Raw genomic sequence first — 1,362 nt, 5'->3', positions numbered from 1 at the left:
CTCGGCGCGGGCGTCCTCCACGGTGAGCGCCAGGTGGGCCGCGCCCGGCAGGTGGCGTGCCGGGTCACGGGGGGCGCCCTTCGGGCGTACGTACTCGACCAGCTCCAGGTCGTGTGTGGAGACGCCGCGCGGCTGGCCGGGCACGGCGAGCTGGGCCACGCGCAGCACGGCGTCGGGATAGCCGACGAGCCTGCGGGTGTAGTCGTTGTCCTGCTCCTGCCGGTGCACCAGCGTGAACCCGAGCAAATCACGGTAGAACGCCACGGACCTGTCGAGGTCGGCGACCGTGAAGGAGAAGTGCCAGACGCCTCTCATCCTTCGACCAACCTCCTGACTCCTTCCGCGATGCGCGCGGCGTCGGGGACCAGGGCCTGCGCGAGCACGGGCGCGGCGGGCATCCGCACGTCGGGGGCGCCGATCCTGATCGGCGGCGCGGCCAGCGGCACTCCGGCCCCCGCGACGCGGGCCACGACCTCGGCGCCGAAGCCGCCGGTGACGTTCGCCTCGTGGACGACCGCCAGCCTGCGGGTGCGGCGCGCGCTCTCGATGACCGCCTCGGTGTCGAACGGGTTGAGCCACGGCGTCTCCAGCACCTCGGCCTCGACCCCCTCGCGGGCCAGGGCGCCGGCCGCCTCCAGCACCCGGTGCGTCATCGCGCCCCAGGTGACCACGGTGACGTCGGAGCCCGCGCGGCGGGTGCGCGCCCCGCCCATCGGCCGGACCGGCCCGTCCGTCCTGACCGATTCCTTCGGGCCCGCGTACAGCGTGCGGTTCTCGATCACCAGCACCGGGTCGTCGCAGTGCACGGCGGTCACCAGCAGGTCGTACGCGTCCTGCGGCGTGCTCGGCATGCACACCCGCAGCCCCGGCACGTGCAGGAACAGCGCCTCCAGGCACTGGGAGTGCTGCGCGCACGCGCCCGGCGCGTTGCCCTGCTGGGTGCGGATGGTCAGCGGGGCCCGCAGCCGGCCGCCCGACACGTACCGGACGTTGGCCGCCTGGTTGACGATCTGGTCCAGCGCCACGAGCGAGAAGTCGGCCCACATGATCTCGACGATCGGGCGGCGGCCCATCATCGCCGCGCCCACAGCGCTGCCGAGGATCGCCGACTCGCTGATCGGGGTGTCGAACGCGCGGTCGCCGTACTGCTTGCGCAGCCCCCTGGTCACGCCGAACACGCCGCCGGGCACGGCGACGTCCTCGCCGTACACCAGGGTCTCCGGCAGCTCCTCCATGAGCCGGTGCAGGGCCGCGTTCACGGCCTCGCCGTAGGACAGTTCACGCATACAGGTGCTCCCTCGCGGTGGCGGGGTCGGCGAGCGGCGCGGCGAGCGCGGCCGCGGCGGCGGACTCCATCTCGGC

The 1,362-nt window shown here is 74.0% G+C and carries 2 protein-coding genes; both read right to left on the bottom strand.

The features are described from left to right. Positions 1-315, bottom strand: a 315-nt coding sequence (locus AB0J09_RS64800) for a VOC family protein (RefSeq protein ID WP_360714446.1), incomplete at its 3' end; no start/stop codon positions are given. After that, positions 312-1,286 (bottom strand): transketolase C-terminal domain-containing protein, encoded by a 975-nt coding sequence (locus AB0J09_RS64795; protein WP_360714445.1) that lies wholly within the window; start codon positions 1,284-1,286, stop codon positions 312-314. The genes AB0J09_RS64795 and AB0J09_RS64800, both read right to left, overlap by 4 nt. Between the last annotated feature and the right edge of the window lie 76 nt (positions 1,287-1,362).

It is taken from the genome of Nonomuraea sp. NPDC049784, assembly GCF_040659615.1.
GTDB lineage: Bacteria > Actinomycetota > Actinomycetes > Streptosporangiales > Streptosporangiaceae > Nonomuraea.
Note: the sequence above shows the minus strand (reverse complement) of the source record. Positions and strands in the feature narration are given on the sequence as shown.

What these genes read in the sequence shown, in the direction of transcription:
- AB0J09_RS64795 (WP_360714445.1), bottom strand. Translation starts at nt 1,286, where the DNA reads ATGCGTGAACTGTCCTACGGCGAGGCCGTGAACGCGGCCCTGCACCGG.